Genomic DNA, 15,651 nt, shown 5'->3' with positions numbered 1-15,651 from the left:
GTCACCGCTCCGGTGGGTGCTGCATGGCGCGGCCTGCCTCTTCCTCGCTCGAGTCTGGCGCGGGTGCTTGCCCCAGCAACTGCGTCAGCCACTGCGTGCTCTCGAAACGCCCGCAGGCCGTTGCCAGACCAATCGTCAGCGGCACCCCAATGAAGGCTCCGGGCACGCCCCAGACCAGGCCCCAGAAGAAAATCGAGATCACCACCACGAGGGGTGAGAGGGACAGCGCCCGCCCCTCCAGGCGCGGGTCCACATAGTTGCCCATCGTGACCTGGATTGCCGCCATGCCGATGAAGGTGACGATCGGCAGGGACCAGTCCCCCGCCTGCACGGCAGCGAAGATCACCGGAGGCACAATCGCCAGAATCGAGCCGACGAAGGGGATGTAGTTGAGCACGAAGGCGATAAGCCCCCAGGTCACAGCCAATTCCAGTCCGACGATCAGCGCGAAGAGCCAGGTGAGCACGCCGGTCACCACGCTGACGAAGGTGCGCACCAACATGTAGCGCCGGAACTTGCGGCCGATCTCGTCGGCAGCGGCGCGAAACTCCGCGCCCGACGGCAGTCGGCGCAGCTTCGCGCCGAAACCGCGCGCCTCCAGCAACCCGAGCAGCAGAAAGACCAGGGTGAGGCCCAGCAGGCCTACAGCGCTGTAGAGTTCCTCGAGGGTGACCCGCAGCACACTCAACAGCGGCGCAATGTCCACATCCTCGAGTTGGGTGTTCGGTAGCGCGACCCCATTGCGCCGCGCCCAGCGCAAGAGATCGCCCCAGCTTTGATCCAGGGAGTCTCGATACTGCACCATGCCCTGCCCCACCAGGCCGATACCCGCCCAAAGCAGCCAGACGAAGGCGGTCAGAAAGGTCAGAACGCAGAGCAGGGTCCCGACATAGGCCAGCCAGCGCGGCAAACGCCGCTCCAGCCACAGTTGCACCGGCCAAGCCAATGCGATCAGGAAGACCGCCAGGGCGAGTGGCAGGCTGACCGGCCGGGTCCATTGGAGGGTGAGAACCACCAGCACCGACCCCAACAGGACCAAAGGCCAGCGCAAGGGCGGCAAGGCGCCGCGCGGCAGCATCATTCATCCTCCAGCATTTCCACCAACCACTTTAGGCTACCGGCTCATAAGAACGCAGCCAGATTCTGATGGCGGCGATTTTCGACGAGGTTGCCTTAGCGATATGGGCGCCAGCCTACACGCTCAGATAGGTCACGGACATACCCTGTACAGAAGCTCCCAAACCCTCGCGCGGCGGGTCAATTCGGCCTCTGCGTGCGCACCATATCCAGCGCTGCGTTCTCCGCACGGATGCGGATCATGAGAAGCGCGGCGTTCAGCAGCGTGAAGACAACCGCCAACCACGGCAGCCCCAGGCACAGCGGCAGAACCACAATCTCGCCCACCACAACAACGTAATTGGGGTGCCTTACGAAACGGTACGGCCCTGTAGCAACCAACCGCTCGCCAGGCACAACGATGATGCGCGTTGTCCAACGGGAGCCAAGTGTTGTCAGAACCCAGAGCCGTGCGACCTGCAGACCAAGAAAGCCCGCAAGCCAAAAGGGGTTGAGCGGCTGGTTCATCCCAAACAGCCAAAGGGCGCCGAGCCATAACACATGCAGCAGTACGATTGCCGGATAGTGCCCCGGCGCCACCTCAATCGCCCCTCTCGCAAGCAATTTACGCGTGTTCCTGCGCGAAAACCACAACTCGACCAAACGCCCGAGTGTCACGAGGGCCAGCAAGAGGGAGGCGCCCGTCATGCAGTGGTCCGCAAGGAAAGGCAGCTTGCGGTGAACCCCGGCCCCATCGCAGTGAGGAGCGTTCGTGGTGGTAATCCGGCCTTCACCAAGCGCTCAAGCACGAAGAGTGCGGTCGGCGCGGACATGTTGCCGTAGTCGGCAAGCACCGAGCGTTCATGATCGAGTGCACCTTGCTCGAGAGACAACGCGCGTTCCAACGCCGTGATCACCTTGGCGCCGCCCGGATGACAGGCGACCCTGTCCACGTTTTCAATCTCAAGGCCGTGCCGGGCCAAAATTCCCTTCACAGCAGGTCCAAGATGCGTTTCGGCAAAGGGAGGGATGGCGCGGTCAAAGATGACACCGAGGCCAGTGTCATCGACGCTCCAGCCCATGATGCTGAGCGTGTCGGGCCAAGTGTGCTGGCCTGACAGTTCCACGCTTGTCTGCCCTTCTTGGTGTGTGCCCAGAACGCAGGCAGCGGCGCCATCACCGAACAGCGCAGTGGCGACAATGTTTTCCTTGGTCAGCTTGTCGGGGCGAAAGGCCACCGAACAGAGCTCGACCGCGACCACCAGCACCCTGCTTCCCGGCCGCGACTGTGCGAGCCGCGCGCCAATGCCCATCCCAGTGACCCCGCCCGCGCACCCCAAGCCAAAGACCGGCACAGATTCAATTCCGGTGCGAAAACCAAGCTGTTCAGCCACCCGAGCATCCAGACTGGGTGTCGCAATTCCGGTGGAGGATACTGTAACGACGGTATCGACCTCGGCTCCGGAAAGGCCTGCGTCCGCAAGCGCTCGCGACGCAGCTTCGACAAAGAGGGAGCAGGCGCCGTCGAGGTAGGCAGCATTGCGTTCCGCCCATCCCAGCGGCTTGAGATACCAGTCAAGTGGCCGCACAAGATAGCGCCGCAGTATACCCGAGCTTTCGAAGACCTTCGCGAGACGTTCGAAACCCTCGTATCGCGCCGAAAACAACTGGCGAGCCGTTTCTGCAGCTTCGTTCTGGTTGACACGGTAGGGCGGCACCGCGGAGCTGACAGAAAGGAGTCTGGCCTGATGCGACATCAAATTCTCCAACATCAAGGCCTTGTTGTAGGGAAGTGCCGGAGCGCGCTTTGACCTACTGGAACGCGATGCGACGTTCCTTGTTCCTGTATGTGTCTTTCGATCGCAAAACCGTGATCGAGCAGGGAAAGCGCAAACCCTGCAACCCAGGATACTGCCTCACATGGGCACAGCCAGCGTACAATGGCGCCGTGTTAGCCGCGGGGCTTCTTCGGCAGCAATGTCTGAATGATCGGCCGTTAGACGTCAGCGATCTCTTAGGCGGGGGCTTGCTTGGCGGAGGCGGTCGTGCGTGCTATCAGCGGAAACCCTGGCCGATCCGGGGCACCTTCAGGGGATCTTAGATGCAGGAAATCCTTCAGGAACTTGAAGAACGTCGTCAGCAGGCGCGCCTAGGCGGCGGGGAGCGGCGCATCGAAGCGCAGCACCGCAAGGGCAAGCTCACCGCGCGCGAGCGCATCGCCGTGCTCCTCGACGAAGGCTCCTTCGAAGAGTGGGACATGTTCGTCGAGCATCGCTGCGTCGACTTTGGCATGGACGAACAGAAGATCGCCGGCGACGGCGTGGTCACCGGCCATGGCACGGTGGACGGCCGCCCGGTGCTGGTGTTCAGCCAGGATTTCACGGTCTTCGGCGGCTCCCTGTCGGAAACCCACGCAGAGAAGATCTGCAAGGTCATGGACCAGGCTATGAAGCTTGGCGTGCCCGTGATCGGGATCAACGATTCCGGTGGTGCGCGTATCCAGGAGGGTGTGGCTTCGCTCGGCGGCTATGCCGACGTTTTCCTGCGCAATGCCCAGGCCTCCGGCGTTATCCCGCAGATCTCCATGATCATGGGGCCCTGCGCCGGCGGTGCGGTCTACTCCCCGGCCATGACCGACTTCATCTTCATGGTCCAGGACAGCTCCTACATGTTCGTGACCGGTCCGGATGTCGTGAAGACGGTCACGCACGAGACCGTCACTCAGGAGGAACTGGGCGGCGGCATCACCCACACCACAAAGTCCGGCGTGGCCGACCGCGCCTTTGAGAACGACGTTGAAGCGCTGCTGGAACTGCGCCGCTTCCTGTCCTTCGTGCCACTGAACAACCGCGAGAAGCCGCCGCTGCGCCCCACGCGCGACCCGGCCGACCGTGATGATTTTTCGCTCGATACCCTGGTGCCGCCCAACCCGAACAAGCCCTACGACATGAAGGAGCTGATCCATAAGGTCGTGGACGAGGGCGAGTTCTTCGAGCTGCAGCCCGACTATGCTGCCAACATCATCACCGGGTTCGGACGTATGGACGGCCGGCCGGTGGGCATCGTCGCAAATCAGCCGATGGTCCTGGCCGGCTGCCTCGACATCGCCAGCGCCATCAAGGCGGCGCGCTTCGTGCGCTTTTGCGACTGTTTCAACATCCCCATTGTCACCTTCGTGGATGTGCCCGGCTTCCTGCCCGGCACCTACCAGGAGTTCAACGGCATCATCAAGCATGGAGCCAAGCTGCTCTTTGCCTACGCTCAGGCAACCGTGCCCAAGGTGACGGTGATCACCCGCAAGGCCTATGGCGGCGCCTATGACGTGATGAGTTCCAAACACCTGCGCGGCGACGCCAATTATGCCTGGCCGACGGCCGAAATCGCGGTGATGGGGCCGAAGGGCGCGGTGGAGATCATCTTCCGGCAGGATGCCAACGACCCGGAAAAGGTGGAGGCGCGCACCGAAGAATATCGCAAGCGCTTCGCCAATCCCTTCGTCGCCGCCAGCCGCGGCTTCATCGACGACGTAATCATGCCGCACGGGACGCGCCGGCGCATCTGCGGCGCCCTCAAGCTCTTGGAGAACAAGAAGCTCGAGGATCCCTGGCGCAAGCACGACAACATGCCGCTGTAAGAGTTCTGAAAGGAGCGCTGGCCCATGGACACCAGTCTCGAGACCCTGGACACCCCGGCCCTCCTGCTCGATCGGGAGATCCTGGCCCGCAACTGCGCCCGCATGGGCGAACGGCTGCGCGCTGCCGGCATCGACCTGCGTCCACACCTGAAGACCGCGAAGTCGCGGGCGGTTGCCAAGCTGGCGACCGAGGGACACAGCGGCGCGGTGACCGTCTCCACCCTGGCGGAAGCCCGCTATTTCCTGGAAGGCGGTTTCAGCGACATCCTCTATGCCGTGGGTATGGTTCCCGGTAAGGCCCCAGCCGCAGCCGCGCTCCAGCGCGACGGGGCCAAGCTGACCCTGGTGCTCGACAGCGTTGCGGCTGCGAAGTCCTTGGGTGATGCGGCGGCAAAGCTGGACAGTCAGTTCCGCGTGCTGGTGGAACTGGACACCGGCGGCGGCCGGGCCGGTGTCGCTCCGGACTCGGACGATCTGCTCGCTGTTGCGCGGGCAATCGAGGCTCAGCCTGCTCTTGAACTGGCAGGGGTCATGACTCACGCCGGCCACTCCTACCACTGCCGCGGCGCCGAGGAGATCGCAGCCGTGGCTGAGGAAGAGCGCCAAGGACTTATTCTAGCCGCGCAGCGGCTGCGCGACGCGGGCCTCCCGTGCCCCATCGTCAGCGCCGGCTCCACTCCAACCGCGGTACACGCCCGCAGCTTCGAAGGCCTGACGGAAATGCGCCCCGGCGTTTATGTCTTCAATGACGTAGATCAGGTGGGCATCGGCTCCTGCGCGCCCGAGGACATCGCTTTGACCGTGCTGGCCACGGTCATCGGCCACAATCACCGCACCGGCCGCATCTTGACCGATGCGGGCGCCCTGGCGCTCTCAAAGGACGTCAGCGCGCAGGAATTCTTTCCCGATGTGGGCTACGGCCGCGTCTGCGACCTCGGGGGCCGCCCGCTGCCCGGGCTCTACGTGGAATCGGTGCACCAGGAGCACGGACTGATCGCGACCGCCGACGGGACGCTGCCCTACGACAGCCTACCGATTGGCAGCCGCGTTCGCATTCAGCCGAACCACGCCTGCATCACCGCCGCCGCCTACCCGCATTATGAGGTGATCAGCGACGGCCGCGTCATCGAGCAGTGGGACAGGGTGAACGGCTGGTAAGCCTCTGCAAGACAGATCGCATCCAATCTGAACCAGTGCGGAGTTCAGATTGAATGCGTGAATTCGGTCTACTTTGAGGAGGGAGACCGGAGCAACGTCTCAGTCCCGATCGCTTCACGATCGCGCTCTGAGATGATCGGTACTAGGCCACTTGGAAAGGCGGGCAGCCCGGTCGCAGGACTCAGCCCTACTTGTCGCCTTGTGGGTGCTTGGGCGGGATGGTGGCTGCAGGGGGGTCGCTGGCGGGGAAGCTCTCATCCAGCGCTTCGTCGAGCGCATCCTCTTGATGCTTGTCTTTCTCGTTCTGAGGCTTCTTGGGATCGTTCTTGCCGGGATCTTTGGTCGTCATATCCATCTCCTTGGAACGTTCCCCATCCACCTAACAGATGGGTGGCGGCTACTGTCCCGGCAAGGGTGGAGCGTTGCCGCCGCCCGAACCCAGCATGTCCTCGCACATCGGAGGCACCCGGGCGAGCAGCGTCTCGCGCCGGCCAGCCATTGAGGGGTTCTCCTCAATCATCGCCTCGATATCGGCGCTGCGCTCGGCGATGCAGCGGCCAACCGGATCATCGGCCGCCACCTCGGCAGGGTCAGGGCCAAACAGGTCTTCCCAATGGATCGCCGTCAGGCTGGCGATGACCAGCAGCAGGACAACGGCCGCGCCGACCCGCCCTGCCGGCCCGTCCAAGGCGCTGCGTCTTGCGCTCACGATTCTCCTCCCAGCAACTCATCGGCCCCCTTGCGTAGCGACCACCTTGCGTAACGTTGGGCCGCTTCGATCAGTCATCCATTCTCCGCCAGCACCTTGCCGGCCAGATAGAGCGAGCCGCAGATCAGCACCCGGCCGTCCGGCCCGCTGTCGGCGAGCGCCGCGGCCATGGCAGCATCGAGGTTCGGCCTGGCTGTGGCCGCGAACCCGCAGGCCCTGGCGTGCTCGGCCGCAGCCTCGGGGCTGAGGCTGTTCGGCTCGCCGGGAATTGCAATGGCCTCGAGCCGCTCAGTGAGCGGCGCCAGGGGACGCAGGAAGTCGGCTGCCGCCTTAGTGTTGAGCATGCCGTAGATCAGGCGCAGCGGCTTGCGGTCACGCCCGAGCCAGGCGGCCAAGGCCTCCGCAGCGGCCGCATTGTGCCCGCCGTCGAGCCAGAGGCTCCAGTTGGCAGGCAGTAGTGCCACAAGAGGGCCGTGTGTGAGCTGCTGCAGGCGTGCCGGCCAGCGTGCTTGCGTCAGCCCGTGCCGGCAAGCCTCCAGACTTGGCCCCAGATCGCCCAGGCGCCGGGCGGCGGCCATGGCCAGAATGGCGTTCTGCTGCTGATGGTCGCCCGGTAGCGCGGGGAAAGGAAGCTCCACTTCACCCGCCTCGTCGCGATAGGTGAGTGCATCCGCGCCGGCCGCGCCCTCGAAATCGCGACCCTGAATCCAAAGGGGTGCCTCAATCTCGCGCGCCCGCGCCTCGATCACCGCCAGGGCCGTGGGCGATTGCAGGCCCACGACCGCGGGCACGCCGGGCTTCAAGATGCCCGCCTTCTCGAACGCGATGGCCTCCAGGCTGTCTCCCAGATATTGGGTGTGGTCCATGGAGACCGGGGTGATCACGCTCAAGGCCGGCGTGTCGATGACATTGGTGGCATCAAGCCGCCCACCCAGCCCCACTTCCAACAGCAGCAGGTCCGCCGGCTCGCGCGCGAAGGCGAGAAACGCAGCCACCGTGGTGATCTCGAAAAAGGTGATCGGGGCACCGCCGTTGGCGGCCTCACACTCCTCGAGCAGCGCGAGCAGAGCTGGCTCCTCGATCAGGCCGTCGCTCAGGCGAATGCGCTCGTGGAAGCGCACAAGGTGCGGCGAGGTATAGGCCTGCACACGCCGCCCCTCGGCCTCATGCATCGCCCGCAGATAGGCCAGAACAGAGCCCTTGCCGTTGGTGCCTGCGATATGCACCACCGGTGCCAGGCGCCGCTCCGGATGCCCGAGCGTGGACAGGAGCGTCTCGACGCGTCCCAGCGACAGGTCGATGATCTTGGGATGCAGCGCGTTGAGACGGGCGAGAACGGCGTCGCTGCCCAACGACTCAACCGTCTGAGGCACGCTCCGCCTCTTTGTCTTTCTTGCCCGCCTCTTTGTTGCCCGCAGTTGCGGCTTCAGACTGGTCGGACTCCTCAGCCGCAATATCGACCTTGGACGGCTCGGCCGGCGTTGCGGCTGCGACCGGCTGGGCCGCCGTGCCACGCACTGCCGGGCTGTTCATCAGATGCCCCAGGAGACGCCCCATCGTCTCACGCAGTTCGCTGCGCGGCACCACCATGTCGATCATGCCGTGTTCCAGCAGGTATTCGGCACGTTGGAAGCCCGGCGGCAGGGTCTCGCGGATGGTTTCCTCAATGACCCGCGCCCCGGCAAAGCCGATCACAGCGCCCGGTTCGGCAATCTGTACATCGCCCAGCATGGCGAAGGAGGCCGAAACGCCGCCGGTGGTCGGATCGGTCAGCAGCACAATGTAAGGCAGCCCCTCATCACGCACCATCTGCACCGCGATCACGCTGCGCGGCATCTGCATGAGGGAGAGAATGCCTTCCTGCATGCGCGCGCCGCCCGAAGCCGGCACAGCGATCAGTGCAGCGCGGCGGCGCGCTGCCTCGCGCGCGGCGGTGACCAGCCCCTCGCCCACGGCCAGCCCCATGGAGCCGCCCATAAAGGAGAAGTCGAAAGCCGCAACCACCGCCGGCTGGCTGCCAATATGGCCGTGGCCCACGCGGATGGCATCCTGCTGCCCGGTCTTAGTGCGCGCCTTCTTCAGCCGCTCACTGTAGCGCTCGCGATCGCGGAATTTCAGGGGATCGGCCAGCGCTTGCGGCAACTCGATCTTTTCGTAGGCGCCGTCATCGAACAGCACTTCCATGCGCCGTTCCGGCCCGATGCGCATGTGATGGCCGCAGTTCGGGCAGACGCGCAGCAGTTCCTCGAGCTCACGGTGAAAAATCATGTGGCCGCAGGAGGTGCACTTGTCCCAGAGGTTGTCAGGGATGTCCTCACGCGGGGCCACGAGCGCCCGGATTTTCGGGCGCACATAGTTGGTTATCCAGTTCATGCGGGAACCTTACCTCGCATTCCTCCAGCCAGAGCGCTGACGAGATCCAGCGCTGCCGGCACCGTTTGGGCCGTTGCCTTGCCGTCCGGGTCCAGCGAGTCCTCGATGCGGCCCACGATGGCCGAACCGACCACGGCGGCGTCTGCCACCTTGCCGATGGCAGCCGCCTGCTCCGGCGTCTTGATCCCGAAGCCGACGGCAACCGGAATGTCGGTATGGCGGCGGAAGCGCGCAACCGCCGCGGCAACCTGGTCCGCCAGGGCCGAGCGCGTACCGGTGATGCCGAGCACAGAGACGTAATAGAGGAACCCGCCGGTGTTCTCGAGCACCTTGGGCAGGCGCTTGTCATCGGTGGTCGGTGTGGCCAGGCGGATCCAGTGCAGCCCTGCGGCAACGGCGGGATCGCAGAGCTCATCATCCTCTTCGGGCGGCAAATCGACGATGATCAGACCATCCACGCCCGCAGCCACGGCTTCCTCGATGAAGCGCTGCGGCCCCATGGAGTAGATCGGGTTGTAATAGCCCATCAGGATGATCGGCGTTGCGGCGTCCTCCTGCCGAAAGCGACGCACCAGGTCGAGGGTCTTGGCAAGCGTTGCTCCGCCTTTTAGCGCGCGCTGCGAGGCGGCCTGGATTGCCGGGCCATCGGCCATGGGATCCGAAAAGGGCATGCCGATCTCGATAATGTCGGCGCCGGCCGCGGGAAGCCCCTTCAGGATCTCCCAGCTGGTGTCCATGTCCGGGTCGCCGGCAGTGACGAAGGTGACCAGTCCGGAGCGACCTTCCTCCTTCAGGGCAGCAAAGCGCTTCTCCACCCGGCTGGGTGCGGTACGGGTGGCAGCCATCACAGAGACACTCCCAAACGCTCGGCCACAGCAAAGACGTCTTTGTCACCGCGCCCGCAGAGATTCATCACCAGCAGATGATCGCGCGGCAGGTCCGGCGCCATCTTCATCACCTGCGCCAGAGCGTGCGCCGGTTCCAGCGCCGGAATGATCCCCTCCGTACGCGTACAGAGCTTGAAGGCCTCCATGGCCTCGTCGTCGGTGACGGCGACATAGTCGACGCGGCCCGATTCGTGCAGCCAGGAGTGCTCCGGGCCGATGCCGGGATAATCGAGGCCGGCAGAAATCGAGTAGGCGTCGACGATCTGCCCATCATCAGTCTGGAGCAGATAGGTGCGGTTCCCGTGCAGCACGCCCGGACGCCCGCCATTCAGGGATGCTGCATGCTCGCCACTGGCAATGCCGTGTCCGGCCGCTTCCACACCCACCATGCGCACATCTGGCTCATCCAGGAAGGGATGGAACAGGCCAATGGCGTTGGAGCCTCCGCCGATACAGGCCACCAGCGTGTCCGGCAGCCGCCCCTCAGCTTCGTGAAGCTGGCGCCGGGTCTCCTCTCCGATCACACACTGAAAGTCGCGTACCATGGCGGGATAGGGGTGCGGGCCGGCAGCGGTGCCGATGATGTAGAAGGTGCTTTCCACATTGGCGACCCAGTCGCGCAGCGCCTCGTTCATCGCATCCTTGAGGGTGCCGGTGCCACTGGTGACCGGAATCACTTCGGCGCCGAGCATCTTCATGCGAAAGACGTTTGGCTTCTGCCGCTCCATGTCCGTGGCGCCCATGTAGACCACACAGGGCAGGCCGAAGCGGGCGCAGACCGTGGCGGTGGCCACGCCGTGCTGTCCAGCGCCGGTCTCGGCGATGATCCGGGTCTTGCCCATTCGCCGGGCCAGCAGGATCTGGCCCATGGTGTTGTTGATCTTGTGCGCGCCGGTATGGTTCAGCTCGTCGCGCTTGAAGTAGACCTTCGCGCCGCCGAGTTCCTCGGTGAGCCGTTCGGCAAAGTAGAGTGGGCTGGGCCGTCCGACGTAGTGGGTCAGGAAGTAGTCCTGCTCCCGCTTGAAGTCATCCGAGCGCCGGGCCTCCTCATAGGCCTGTTCGACCTCGAGGATGAGCGGCATCAGAGTTTCGGCCACGAAACGTCCGCCGAAAGTGCCGAAATGGCCGCGTTCGTCCGGGCCGGACCGATAGGTGTTGAGGGCGTCTGTCATGGGTTCCGGAACCTGCTGTGCATTGCGGCGCACTCTGCCGCAAGCGGGCCTGCCGCGCAACGCAGCCTGTGTGTGGGTGTTTCCGGCGCCCCGGCGTGCCGCGCCAGGCTATCGAAAATGCGCCCGATCCCACCTCAGAAATCTGTTGGCGCCCGCAGTGCAAGTGCTACGCTAAAGTGGCACTGGAGAACGATAATCCATCCAGGGCAGGCAGCGACAAAGGGGGGGCGACCGGCAGCGGCCATGAACCACAAGAAAAAGCTGACTCGATGGGGAAAAGCCGCAACCTGCGTCCTGGCACTCGCGGCTGCCTGCGGCCTGGCGCAGCCTGCGGCGGCCCAGATGCCTGGTCTGGAGATGCCGAACCCTGCGGTGGTGGTCCAACCCATCGAGGTGCAGGTGATCGACCACCCGGAAGAGTTCCTGGGCCAGGTGGAGGCCATCGAGGCCGTCGACCTGCGCGCCCGGGTGCAGGGTTTCCTACAGGAAGTCTCCTTCGCACCCGGTCAAAGGGTCGAAGAAGGGGATCTGCTTTTCATCATTGAACCCGATCAATACGACGCGCAGCTCTCCTCCGCCCAGGCCCAGCTTTCCCGCGCCGAAGCGGGAGCGGACGAGGCCCAGCGCACGCTGGCGCGTACTCAGGAACTGGCGAATCGCGGCACCTCACCCCAAGCCTCCCTTGACGAAGCGCGCGCGGCGGCCGCCATGGCCGAGGCCGACGTGGAGGCAGCCAAGGCGGCGGTCAGCGCGGCGCAACTGGACCTCTCCTACACCCAGATCCACGCACCGATCGGCGGCCAGATCGGCCAGTCGCAGTTCAGCCACGGTAACCTCGTCGGGCCCGATTTAGGGTCGCTGGCGCGCATCGTCCAGCTCGATCCGATCCGCGTGGGCTTCTCCCTCACCGACGACCGCTTTGCCACCCTGCGCCAGCAGGTGGTCGACGCGGGCGGGACGCTGGAGTCGGACGCGCTGCAGATGCGGCTGCGTCTTCCCAACGGCGTAGACTATGCCCATCAAGGGCGGCTCGAGTATGTCTCCAGCGAAGTAGACACCCGCACGGGCACGGTGCCGGTCCGCCTGATCTTCCCGAATCCCGACGGGCTGCTGCTGCCCGGCCAGAACGTCACGCTCTACATCCAGGAGGGCGAGCAGCGCGAGCTGCCGGTGGTGCCGCAGTCCGCCGTGCTGCAGGACCGCAGCGGCCGCTATGTCTACATCCTGCAGGACGACGACACGGTCACCCAGCAGCGCATCGAGACCGGCGCCCGGGTGCCCGACGGTTGGGCGGTGGTTGAGGGGCTGGAAGGCGGGGAACTCGTGGTCACCCAGGGCGTCCAGCGCCTGAGCGAAGGCGCCGCCGTGCAACCCAGCCAGGGCCGCCCGGTGGGGGATGATGGCTGATGAGCCGCAACATCTTCATCTCCCGCAACCGGCTGGCGATGGTGATATCGCTGGTCATTGCGATTGCCGGCCTGATCTCCATCCAGGTGCTGCCGGTGCAGCAGTATCCGGACATCACGCCACCGACCATCCAGGTCTCGGCGAGCTATCCGGGCGCCAGCGCCGAGGTGATCGCCGACGTGGTTGGCGGGCCACTGGAGACGGCAATCAACGGCGTGGAGGACATGATCTACATGTCCTCCACCAGCACGAACGCCGGCCAGTACTCGCTGTCGGTCACCTTCGAGGTGGGCACAGACCCGGACATCGCCCAGGTCAACGTGCAAAACCGTTCGCAACTGGCCATGTCGCAGCTGCCCCAGGAGGTGACCGAGCAGGGCGTGACCGTTCAGGCCAGTTCGCCGGACTTCCTCTTTGCACTCGGCTTCTACTCCCCCGAGGGCAGCCTCTCCTCACTGGAAATCACCAACTTCGCCTCCTCGCAGGTGATCGACGCCCTCAAGCGCATCGACGGCGTGGGCGACGTAACCCTGGTTGGGGCGTCCGACTACTCCATGCGGGTCTGGTTCAATCCGTCACGCATGAACGCGCTGGGCATCACAGCGGATGACGTCACCGATGCCATTCGCGCCCAGAACATCCAGGCCTCTCTGGGCCGGGTCGGGGCGCAGCCGGCCCCCGCCAACACCGCCGTCGAGTACAGCTTGGTGGCCGAGGGACGCCTACGCACGGCCGAAGAATTCGAGCGCATCGTCATCCGCACCGGCGATCAGGGCTCCGTGGTGCGCCTGGGCGACATCGCCCGCCTGGAGCTGGGAGCGCAGGACTACTCCTCCACCGCCCTGCTGAATGGGCAGGAAACGGCGATGCTGATGATCTCGCAATCGCCGGGCGCCAACGCCATCGCGACTGCGGATGCGACGCTGGCCGAGCTCGAAAGCCTAGCGACCACCTTCCCGGAGGGCCTCGAGTATCAGGTAGTCTACGACGCCACCCAGTTCGTACGTACCAGCGTCGACCAGATCGTCGAGGTGCTGATCGAGGCCTTCGTCATCGTCCTCATTATCACCTTCCTCTTCCTGCAGGACTGGCGCGCCACGCTGATCTCGGCGCTGGCGATACCCGTGTCGCTCCTGGGTGCGATGGCGATACTGCTCACCCTGGGCTATTCGGCGAACACCGTGACGCTGCTGGCCCTGGTGCTGGCCATTGGCCTGGTGGTGGACGACGCGATTCTTGTGGTGGAGAACGTCCAGCACGTGCTGGAAGAGCATCCGGATATGGGCGTCGCCGAGGCCACCGGCAGGGCCATGAGCCAGATCACCGGACCCATCATCGCCACCACCTTCGTGCTGCTGGCGGTGGTGCTGCCCACGGCCTTCCTGCCGGGCATCACCGGACAGCTCTATCGGCAGTTTGCCGTCACCCTCTCCTCCTCCCTGGTGGTCTCGGCCCTGGTGGCGCTGACGCTCAGCCCAGCGCTCGCGGCCACGCTGCTGCGGCCGGCCAAACAGGGCTATCGCCGCGGACCGCTGGGCTGGTTCGCCCGCGGCATCGACGCCACCCGGAACGGTTATGGCCGGGTGGTGGGATGGCTGCTGCGCGCGCCCTACATCGCGCTGGGCGTGCTGGCGGCCGCCTTCGTCGGCGCCTACCTGATGTTCACCAGCCTGCCGTCCACCTTCCTGCCCAACGAGGACCAGGGGGCGATCTTCGTCGAGATCCAGCTTCCCGACGCCGCCTCGCTGAACCGAACGCAGGAGGTGGTGCACCGCGTCGAGGCGCTTTTGGGCGAGACGGAAGGCGTTGCGAACGTCATCTCGGTGGCCGGCTACAGCATGCTGCAAAGCACCGTCACCCCCAACAGCGGCATGGCCATCGCCTCGCTCGACTCCTGGGAGGAACGGGGCGAGGCGGGCATCAATCTCCGCGACATGATCATGGGCCTGCAAAGCCAGTTCTTCACCATGCCAGGCGCCAACATCATGGCCTTCGTGCCGCCGCCCATCCCGGGCGTCGGCACCGTGGGCGGCCTGGACTTCCGGCTGCAAGCCCTGCGCGGTCAGCCGCCGGAGGAGGTGGCGCAGGTCGCCCGCTCCTTCCTGGGCGCCGTCAATCAGGCGCCGGAGATCGGCGGCGCCTCCACCACCTACAACGCCGACGTGCCCCAACTCTTCGTCAACGTCGACCGTGACCGCGCGCAGTTGCTGGGCCTGAGCGTCGGGCAAATCTACTCCACGCTCGGCGCGCACTTCGGTTCGCGCTACGTCAACGACTTCACGATGGACGGCCGCGTCTACCAGGTGAAGCTGCAGGCGGAAGCCGACTACCGCAGCGACGCCGAGGACATCATGGGGCTCTATGCCCGCAGCACCAACGGCGACATGGTGCCGCTGCGCAGCGTGGTGTCCGTGACGACGGTGCTCGGCCCCTACATCATCCCGCGCTACAACCTGATGGTCTCGCCCTCGATCAACGGCCAGACCGCGCCCGGCGCCAGCACCGGCGATGCCATGGCCGCCTTCGAGCGCACCGCCGCCGAGGTCCTGCCGGAAGGCTACGGCTTCGAGTGGTCGGGGATGTCGCTGCAGGAGACCCAGACCGCGGGCACCGAAGTCTTCATCTTCGCCCTGGCCCTGATCTTCGCCTACCTTTTCCTGGTGGCGCAGTACGAAAGCTGGATGCTGCCGCTCTCGATCATCTTCTCGCTGGGCATAGCGCTTTTCGGCGCGGTGGGGGCGCTGACGCTGGTTGGGCTGCAGAACAGCCTCTACGCCCAAGTGGGCATGGTGCTGCTCATCGGACTGGCATCCAAAAACGCCATCCTGATCGTCGAGTTCGCCAAGAGTCAGCGCGAGGCGGGCCATTCGATCCTGGAAGCGGCCCGTAATGGTGCCGAACAGCGCTTCCGCGCCGTGCTGATGACAGCATTGGCCTTCATCTTCGGCGTGCTGCCGCTGGTGCTCTCCACCGGTGCCGGGGCCGGCGCGCGGGTGCCGGTGGGCATCACCGTGCTGGGTGGCATGCTGGCGGCGACGCTGGTCGGGCTCTTTGTGATCCCCAACCTCTACGCCGTGGCGGCGCATCTGGCTGAATGGCGCCCGGGCGGCAGAAAGCGGGCGCAGAAACAGGAGGCGACCCAGGCAGCGGGCGAGGAAGCGGGCGAAATCGCTCCCGGCGAGGGGTGACGCTGGCCCTCAGCCGCGCTATGCGGACCGGGAACAGAAAACATCCACAGCGAACACGGACCTGCGA

General features: G+C 65.2%; 13 protein-coding genes. 4 read left to right on the top strand and 9 right to left on the bottom strand.

What is annotated here, in order from left to right; genetic code table 11:
- Position 1 precedes the first annotated feature (1 nt).
- The 3 genes from P2G67_RS00830 to P2G67_RS00820 all read right to left on the bottom strand — a co-directional run bounded on the left by P2G67_RS00830 (position 2) and on the right by P2G67_RS00820 (position 2,813).
- Complete coding sequence (locus tag P2G67_RS00830; RefSeq protein ID WP_275819092.1) at positions 2-1,081, bottom strand: AI-2E family transporter; 1,080 nt, start codon at positions 1,079-1,081, stop codon at positions 2-4.
- Between the two features lie 176 nt (positions 1,082-1,257).
- A complete protein-coding gene (locus P2G67_RS00825; RefSeq protein WP_275819090.1) occupies positions 1,258-1,764 on the bottom strand; it encodes an isoprenylcysteine carboxyl methyltransferase family protein in 507 nt (168 codons plus the stop codon).
- Positions 1,761-2,813, bottom strand: coding sequence for a type III polyketide synthase (locus P2G67_RS00820; RefSeq protein ID WP_275819088.1), 1,053 nt, complete (start codon positions 2,811-2,813; stop codon positions 1,761-1,763). Before P2G67_RS00820 ends, P2G67_RS00825 begins: the two co-directional genes overlap by 4 nt.
- Before the next feature lie 344 nt (positions 2,814-3,157).
- On the opposite strand from P2G67_RS00820, the gene P2G67_RS00815 reads away from it, so the two are divergent.
- Both P2G67_RS00815 and P2G67_RS00810 read left to right on the top strand, forming a co-directional pair.
- Positions 3,158-4,690, top strand: coding sequence for an acyl-CoA carboxylase subunit beta (locus P2G67_RS00815; protein ID WP_275819087.1), 1,533 nt, complete (start codon positions 3,158-3,160; stop codon positions 4,688-4,690).
- A 24-nt stretch (positions 4,691-4,714) separates the two neighbouring features.
- Positions 4,715-5,848 carry an alanine racemase gene (locus P2G67_RS00810; protein WP_275819085.1) on the top strand — a complete coding sequence of 378 codons (1,134 nt, stop codon included), beginning with the start codon at positions 4,715-4,717 and terminating at the stop codon, positions 5,846-5,848.
- Positions 5,849-6,035: 187 nt separating this feature from the next.
- Here P2G67_RS00810 and P2G67_RS00805 read toward each other — a convergent pair whose 3' ends face one another.
- From P2G67_RS00805 to trpB, 6 genes are all read right to left on the bottom strand, one after another.
- Positions 6,036-6,197 (bottom strand): hypothetical protein, encoded by a 162-nt coding sequence (locus P2G67_RS00805; protein WP_275819083.1) that lies wholly within the window; start codon positions 6,195-6,197, stop codon positions 6,036-6,038.
- 48 nt (positions 6,198-6,245) lie between these two features.
- Positions 6,246-6,557: a hypothetical protein gene (locus P2G67_RS00800; RefSeq protein WP_275819081.1), complete on the bottom strand. Its 312-nt coding sequence runs from the start codon at positions 6,555-6,557 to the stop codon at positions 6,246-6,248.
- Positions 6,558-6,631: 74 nt separating this feature from the next.
- Positions 6,632-7,930, bottom strand: a complete 1,299-nt coding sequence (locus P2G67_RS00795) for a bifunctional folylpolyglutamate synthase/dihydrofolate synthase (RefSeq protein WP_275819079.1) — start codon at positions 7,928-7,930, stop codon at positions 6,632-6,634.
- A complete protein-coding gene (gene accD / locus P2G67_RS00790; protein ID WP_275819077.1) occupies positions 7,914-8,930 on the bottom strand; it encodes an acetyl-CoA carboxylase, carboxyltransferase subunit beta in 1,017 nt (338 codons plus the stop codon). Before accD ends, P2G67_RS00795 begins: the two co-directional genes overlap by 17 nt.
- Complete coding sequence (trpA, locus tag P2G67_RS00785; protein ID WP_275819075.1) at positions 8,927-9,775, bottom strand: tryptophan synthase subunit alpha; 849 nt, start codon at positions 9,773-9,775, stop codon at positions 8,927-8,929. The genes accD and trpA overlap by 4 nt, the downstream gene beginning before the upstream one ends.
- Positions 9,775-10,989, bottom strand: coding sequence for a tryptophan synthase subunit beta (gene trpB, locus P2G67_RS00780; protein WP_275819073.1), 1,215 nt, complete (start codon positions 10,987-10,989; stop codon positions 9,775-9,777). The genes trpA and trpB overlap by 1 nt, the downstream gene beginning before the upstream one ends.
- A gap of 243 nt (positions 10,990-11,232) precedes the next feature.
- Between trpB and P2G67_RS00775 the strand changes: the two genes are divergently transcribed.
- Together P2G67_RS00775 and P2G67_RS00770 are read left to right on the top strand one after the other, a co-directional pair.
- Positions 11,233-12,396 (top strand): efflux RND transporter periplasmic adaptor subunit, encoded by a 1,164-nt coding sequence (locus P2G67_RS00775; protein ID WP_275819071.1) that lies wholly within the window; start codon positions 11,233-11,235, stop codon positions 12,394-12,396.
- Positions 12,396-15,584, top strand: coding sequence for an efflux RND transporter permease subunit (locus tag P2G67_RS00770; RefSeq protein WP_275819069.1), 3,189 nt, complete (start codon positions 12,396-12,398; stop codon positions 15,582-15,584). Before P2G67_RS00775 ends, P2G67_RS00770 begins: the two co-directional genes overlap by 1 nt.
- Positions 15,585-15,651 lie beyond the last annotated feature (67 nt).

It is taken from the genome of Aquibaculum arenosum (assembly GCF_029222965.1).
GTDB lineage: Bacteria > Pseudomonadota > Alphaproteobacteria > Kiloniellales > DSM-21159 > Aquibaculum > Aquibaculum arenosum.
This window is presented reverse-complemented; position numbering and strand designations above follow the sequence as displayed.

Excerpts from the sequence above, each read along its gene's own strand:
- P2G67_RS00830 (WP_275819092.1), bottom strand. The coding sequence starts at position 1,081 with ATGATGCTGCCGCGCGGCGCCTTGCCGCCCTTGCGCTGGCCTTTGGTC.
- P2G67_RS00825 (WP_275819090.1), bottom strand. The coding sequence starts at position 1,764 with ATGACGGGCGCCTCCCTCTTGCTGGCCCTCGTGACACTCGGGCGTTTG.
- P2G67_RS00820 (WP_275819088.1), bottom strand. The coding sequence starts at position 2,813 with ATGTCGCATCAGGCCAGACTCCTTTCTGTCAGCTCCGCGGTGCCGCCC.
- P2G67_RS00815 (WP_275819087.1), top strand. The coding sequence starts at position 3,158 with ATGCAGGAAATCCTTCAGGAACTTGAAGAACGTCGTCAGCAGGCGCGC.
- P2G67_RS00810 (WP_275819085.1), top strand. The coding sequence starts at position 4,715 with ATGGACACCAGTCTCGAGACCCTGGACACCCCGGCCCTCCTGCTCGAT.
- P2G67_RS00805 (WP_275819083.1), bottom strand. The coding sequence starts at position 6,197 with ATGACGACCAAAGATCCCGGCAAGAACGATCCCAAGAAGCCTCAGAAC.
- accD (WP_275819077.1), bottom strand. The coding sequence starts at position 8,930 with ATGAACTGGATAACCAACTATGTGCGCCCGAAAATCCGGGCGCTCGTG.
- trpA (WP_275819075.1), bottom strand. The coding sequence starts at position 9,775 with ATGGCTGCCACCCGTACCGCACCCAGCCGGGTGGAGAAGCGCTTTGCT.
- trpB (WP_275819073.1), bottom strand. The coding sequence starts at position 10,989 with ATGACAGACGCCCTCAACACCTATCGGTCCGGCCCGGACGAACGCGGC.
- P2G67_RS00775 (WP_275819071.1), top strand. The coding sequence starts at position 11,233 with ATGAACCACAAGAAAAAGCTGACTCGATGGGGAAAAGCCGCAACCTGC.
- P2G67_RS00770 (WP_275819069.1), top strand. The coding sequence starts at position 12,396 with ATGAGCCGCAACATCTTCATCTCCCGCAACCGGCTGGCGATGGTGATA.